The following is a 5181-nucleotide window of genomic DNA, read 5'->3' on the forward strand; positions in this document are numbered from 1 at the left end:
CCCGATCCAGTTCGAAAAGCAGACAGCGGCGTCCCGTAGGATCACCCTCGCCGCATGAAACTCCGGTGTCCATGTCCCGGGGGAAGGCTCAGTCGTCGAGGTTGCCCGGTGTCCTGGACACGATGGAGTCAGGAGTGAACGGCGATGACTCCCACGGCTTGAGGACGGTGTTCAGGGGGCGCCGGCGACGAGATACCCGTTCACGGGCTCCGATCCATCCGGTTCCTCCGGGGGAGCCGCGGACAAGCGGCGGCCGAGGCCGACGACCTATCGGTGGCCTCGCGGATCCGCGCTGTCGAGCACGAGATCAACCGGACGGTGTGACCGGGGACCGAACGCCGAGCCACTGCTCAGCATTCCAGGCCTGGTACCGCTCTACCTCGGTGAACCCCAGCTTTGCCGCGAGGCGCATCGAGCCGACGTTGGCGGTCTGGGTGGCGAGCACCACCGGCTCACCGGGAAGGACATCGGCGAGCCATTCAAGTGCCGCCGCGCACGACTCGGCGGCATACCCGAATCCCCACGCCCGTGGCAGGAACAGGTAGCCGAGATCGGCCTTCCCCGCAGCAGCCGGGCGATGGTGCTCCGGTGCCCTCCTGAGCAGGATCTGGCCGATCATCGACCCGTCGAGCTCAACGACGAAACTCCCCGGCCACCGCTCGGGCACCTCGGGCATCTCGCGCTCAAGCTCGTCGTGCGGCCGGGGGCCGCCGAGGTAGGTGTGCACCTCCGGCGAGGCGAGCAGCTCGATGAACGCCGCACGGTCCCGGGCCTCGGGCTCACGGAGCACGAGCCGCTCGGTCCTGATCGGCTCAGGTGGCCAGACGACGGGTCCGAGACCAGTCATGGCGGGCAATTCCTCTCGAAGCCAGCGACACCAGGAGACGGTGCCGCAGAGGAGGACGCGTCTGACGAGTGATCCAGTTCCGGGCAACGGGTCCGCCAACCCGTCGCCGTGCCCAGTGGACTGGCACTGCCGTTCGGCGGCAACGGCGACGTGGTCGCGCTTGTCGGAGCCTTCAGCTCCGGACGTTGCCAAGCGGGCCAAGGCCGAGGAGCTCGGCGTGCGGATCGTCACCCCGGACGAGTTCGCCGACCTGGTCGCTTCCAACCTGACCTGAACCCCTGGCAGGCCGGGGCGGCCGAGCCCGCCCCGGCTCCGGAAAAGACGCTGCACCGCTACTGGGGCGGTCTCCACCGGCCAGCCCACCCGCGGGCTTCCCGTTGCTGACGCCGTGTCGGCGTAGCCCGGACTGCATCAGCAGCCGGGCGGCGGCACTGTGGAACCGGGCGGCCGGCCGAACCCCCGAGCGGTCCGGCCGCCCGCAGCACAGAGTCCGCGACGTGCCGTTGGTTCGAGTGCGGTGGAGAGGGGGAGGATGGTCGGCGGCCGGGGAGGCCGACGGTGGGGAGAGGGGGCGCGGTGACGTTCACCGCGGTGTACACGGGGCGGGGGCGACTCGACGCGACCCAGGACGACCTGGGGTGCGGCTGGGCATGGACGGAGGTCCACCGGGCGCGGCCGCGAGTGCCGCTCGCGTGTCCGGAGTGCGGCCACGGGATGCACGGCAAGGTGTCGTCGGCCGGGATGCGCTTCTTCGCCCATGACCGAGGGGCCCCGACGTGCGCGCTGGCGCAGGAGAGCATGGAGCACCACCTGACCAAGCTGCAGCTCGCACACGCCGCCCGGGCCGCCGGCTGGTACGCCGAGTTGGAGGTCCGCGCGCCGGACGGGTCGTGGCGGGCCGACGTGATGGCCTCGTCCCCGGACGGTGCCCGCCGCATGGCCTGGGAGGCGCAGCTCTCCCCGATCACCCGCGACGAGCTCCACGAGCGCACCGGCCGCTACGCCGCCGACGGCATACCGGTGTGCTGGGTGACCTTGTCCTCCCGGCTGTGGGTGGGGGCGGAGCCGTCGGTGGTCGCGTCCGCGCCCCGGCCGGGCGGCACGGAGCAGTGGAGTGTGGGCAACGGCCTGTGCAGATTCGCCGTTGTGCCGTGCCGCAAGAAGTGCCGCTGCCCGCACGGCCACGGCCGCTGGGAGAGCGTCAACGCGCCGCTGGGCGACTTCGTCGCCTGGGTGCTGGGCGACCGCGTCGTTCCGCACCAGGTGCCGGCCGGGGAGGACGATCACCGGTTGCTGTGGACCGCGCCCACGTACATCGAGCAGGCAGCGGCGTTCGCCGCGACCGACCGCGAGCACCAGGCCAAGCGGACCAGCGAGGAACGGCGACGTCGGCAGGAGCGGCACGCCGCGTCGGCGGTGGGCAAGGACTGGCGGGCCGTCATGCCCATGGGACGGCGCTTCCGGCTGGAGGCCGCGGCCGCCCGGTGGGCCGAGACCGACAGCGGTCGGCCCGCGCGCCTGGGCCACGACAAGATCACGGAGCCCCGGTGGGCGGGCGGCCTGCCGGTGTACGTCTCCGGCCGGCCCTACGCCGTACTGCGCCCGGCCATCGACCGCGCGGTCTGGACCGACCTGGCCGGGCTGGTGGTGCTGACCGCCGGCGACGCCGAGCGGCGGGCGGTCGTCGACCACGCACCCGCCCTCACCCGGATCGTCGACCTGTCGGCCTGGCTCGCCGGCAGCGCCGATACCTGAGACGGGCCTCGCGCCCGTAGCAGTCGCATCCCGGGTGGAGAAGCGCTGGTGCCTCCACGGCGTCACCGGGGTCGACGTGGCGCGGCCTACGCCGAAGGCGTGCTGCGGGGCCCCGGTAGCGAATTGCTCTCTACCCCGACGTGCCTGGTCGTCGACGGGTGAGAATGGGGGGAGCGACTGGGCGGATCCGACGACTACAGCCACGTGGACAGAGTCGCTTTAACGCCGCCACGGACTGACACCCAGCTGCCCGCCGACCCACCTGTCATCGGGCGCGGTGCCTACAAAGTCCCGTTGGAGCGGTTGGAGAGGCAGGCCCTGCGCTGCCTGGGCAGCGGCCAGGGCAGGCACGGCCGGCTCCTGGCCGAATGCGAGGACACCAGCGACGAGATCGACCGCTTCAAGCGGTGCATCGACATCCTGCGCTCCGTCGCCATGACCGTGCCCGTGTTGCCCGCCATCCTGCTCAGCGGACCTTGCGCCCTGGCGGACGGCTGCACCCTGGTAAGGCCACCTGTGACCGGTTGAGCCGGCCTCACCATTGCCGTGGCCTGGTTGGTGGACGTGAGGCCACGCGGGTTCTGTCAGGCGTGGGTGTGAGGGACGGTTTCGCCGGTGAGGGTGTCGGTGAGGGTCCGGGTACCGAGGGGATGGTGGAGGACGACGGTGAGTTCGGCGATGCCTCCGTCCTCGCATCCGATGTCCGGTCCGGAGGCGTCCCGGCGCCGGAGCAGCAGGGTGACATGGTCGGCTGTCTCCCGTGCCACGAGGTCGGGCTTGTAGTCGCAGCCGCTCCAGGAGACTTCCATGGAGATGGTGCGGTCGTCCGCTGCCACGGTGATGTTCTTCGTGGAGGGGTCGGCGAGTGCGATGCGGCGCAGGACGGAGGCGTTCTGCCGCTTGAACGGGAGCGGGTAGGCGGGATCGTGCTCCCTCATGTCGCATGCCCACACCGTGACCGTGACTGCGATCAGCCCCGCCGTAGCAATCCAGCGCCCCTTACGCGCTGTCAGTTCCACGCCCCTGTCCCTTCCCGCGTTGTGGACCAGGGTAGGCCTGCTGGGCGCGGCGCCGCGGGCGGGGGCGGTGGGTGACGCCGACGAGCTGACCGCGGGCCATGGCGCCCGGCGCGGGCACAGTTGTGTCTCGTTCGTAACGATAAGGCAGCAAAGGCGGCAGTCGCAGGGCGGCTCTACCCAACCCGCCAGCATCGTGATTCCCAGTCAGTTTCTGCCAACGGGATGCACACGGGAGTGATGATGACCAGTGGCACACCGCCTACGCCGTCGCCGAGGATCACGGTGGCCCTCATCGGTGCCGCAGCCGCCATCATCGCGGCAGTGATCGGAGTCGTCGGCCCCTGGCTTCGTCCATCCCCATCGGGGGCTGAGCCGCCAGGGAGTGCTCCAGCGCAGGCAGCCTCGGCTTCGGTTCCCGCGCCGACCCCGGATCCACCAGGGAGTGCTCCTGCGCAGGCAGCTTCGACTCCGGTTCCCGCGCCGGCCTCGGATCCGCCGTCAAGTCCGCCCCCGGCGTCACCGTCGGCGGCTGCCAGAACAGTTGCGGGGGCAGGAGAGGACAGCGTGGACAGCTGGATCGCCCAGCTCTACTCCGAGCCGGTCTCCACTGGTGCCGCCGGACTGGACCAACGGCTGGCACAGGTCCGGGCCGACGTACCCGGGGCCCAGGTCCTGCGGAGCGGCGACTTCGCCTCACTGCGTCCCGGGTACTGGGTCATCTACGATCCGGGCCCCTTCAGCGACGGAGATGCAGCACTCGCCTTCTGTGCGGCGCACGGCCGTACCGGCAAGGACCAGTGCATCGGCCGCTTCCTGAGCCATCACGCCGCAGACACTCACTACCAGTGCGTTCCGCCAGCAGCCAGCCCACAGGGCGACTGCAAGCACAGTTGACGTCGGGCCACCCACGACCCGCTGACATTCCCCTCGTAGCGTGGAGTCGTGACCAGAGGGGAAGTTGAGGGTCATGATGCGGAAGAGGCGCTCGTACGATGCGGAGTTCCGCGCGGGGGGCGGTGCGGATCGTCACGGAGACCGGGAGGTCGGCCGCGGAGGTCGCGCAGGACCTGGGCGTGCACGAAAGCACGCTGCAGAACTGGGTCCACCGCGCCCGGACCAAGGCGGACGCGGAGGCGGCCGGGGGCCTGGGTGAATCCGAGCGCGACGAACTGCGCCGGCTGCGCGAGGAGAACGCCAGGCAGCGCAAGGAGATCGCCGAGCTCGGGATGGAGCGCGACGTCCTCAAGCGATCGGTGGTCCTGTGGGTGAAGGAGGCGACGAAGTGACGCTTGCGGGCTTCATCGCCGACCAGAGGACCGAGCACGGCGTCCCGCACACGATCACCTGCCGGGCACTGGGAGTGTCCGAGTCGGTTCTACAAGTGGCGCCGTCGCCCCGCCGAACCGACCAGCGCGAGCTGCGGCGGGCCGAACTGGCGGACCGGACAAGCCACTTCTTTGCCATATCCGGTAGCACGTACGGCTCGCCGAGGATCACCCTCGACCTGTGGGCCGAGGGCTGGCAGGTCTCTGAGAACACCGTCGCCAGGATCACGGCCGA

At 70.8% G+C, this 5181-nt stretch carries 7 protein-coding genes; 5 read left to right on the forward strand and 2 right to left on the reverse strand.

Features of this window, described 5'->3' with window-relative positions; all coding sequences use genetic code 11:
• Positions 1-307: 307 nt before the first annotated feature.
• Positions 308-847 carry a GNAT family N-acetyltransferase gene (locus AB0D10_RS45665; protein WP_360268859.1) on the reverse strand — a complete coding sequence of 180 codons (540 nt, stop codon included), beginning with the start codon at positions 845-847 and terminating at the stop codon, positions 308-310.
• Between the two features lie 576 nt (positions 848-1423).
• On the opposite strand from AB0D10_RS45665, the gene AB0D10_RS45670 reads away from it, so the two are divergent.
• Entirely contained in the window at positions 1424-2602 is a 1179-nt protein-coding gene (locus AB0D10_RS45670) for a competence protein CoiA family protein (protein ID WP_360268845.1), read from the forward strand.
• Positions 2603-2896: 294 nt separating this feature from the next.
• Positions 2897-3130, forward strand: a complete 234-nt coding sequence (locus AB0D10_RS45675) for a hypothetical protein (protein ID WP_360268848.1) — start codon at positions 2897-2899, stop codon at positions 3128-3130.
• A gap of 56 nt (positions 3131-3186) precedes the next feature.
• On the opposite strand, the gene AB0D10_RS45680 is transcribed toward AB0D10_RS45675, so the two are convergent.
• A complete protein-coding gene (locus AB0D10_RS45680; RefSeq protein WP_360268851.1) occupies positions 3187-3540 on the reverse strand; it encodes a hypothetical protein in 354 nt (117 codons plus the stop codon).
• 645 nt (positions 3541-4185) lie between these two features.
• Between AB0D10_RS45680 and AB0D10_RS45685 the strand changes: the two genes are divergently transcribed.
• From AB0D10_RS45685 to AB0D10_RS45695, 3 genes are all read left to right on the forward strand, one after another.
• Positions 4186-4515: a hypothetical protein gene (locus AB0D10_RS45685; RefSeq protein WP_360268853.1), complete on the forward strand. Its 330-nt coding sequence runs from the start codon at positions 4186-4188 to the stop codon at positions 4513-4515.
• A 98-nt stretch (positions 4516-4613) separates the two neighbouring features.
• Positions 4614-4907: a transposase gene (locus AB0D10_RS45690; RefSeq protein ID WP_360268855.1), complete on the forward strand. Its 294-nt coding sequence runs from the start codon at positions 4614-4616 to the stop codon at positions 4905-4907.
• Positions 4904-5181 (forward strand): IS3 family transposase (locus AB0D10_RS45695; RefSeq protein ID WP_360268857.1); only part of this gene is annotated, 278 nt, incomplete at its 3' end. The genes AB0D10_RS45690 and AB0D10_RS45695, both read left to right, overlap by 4 nt.

Origin of the sequence: Kitasatospora sp. NPDC048545, assembly GCF_040651155.1 — a bacterium.
GTDB lineage: Bacteria > Actinomycetota > Actinomycetes > Streptomycetales > Streptomycetaceae > Kitasatospora.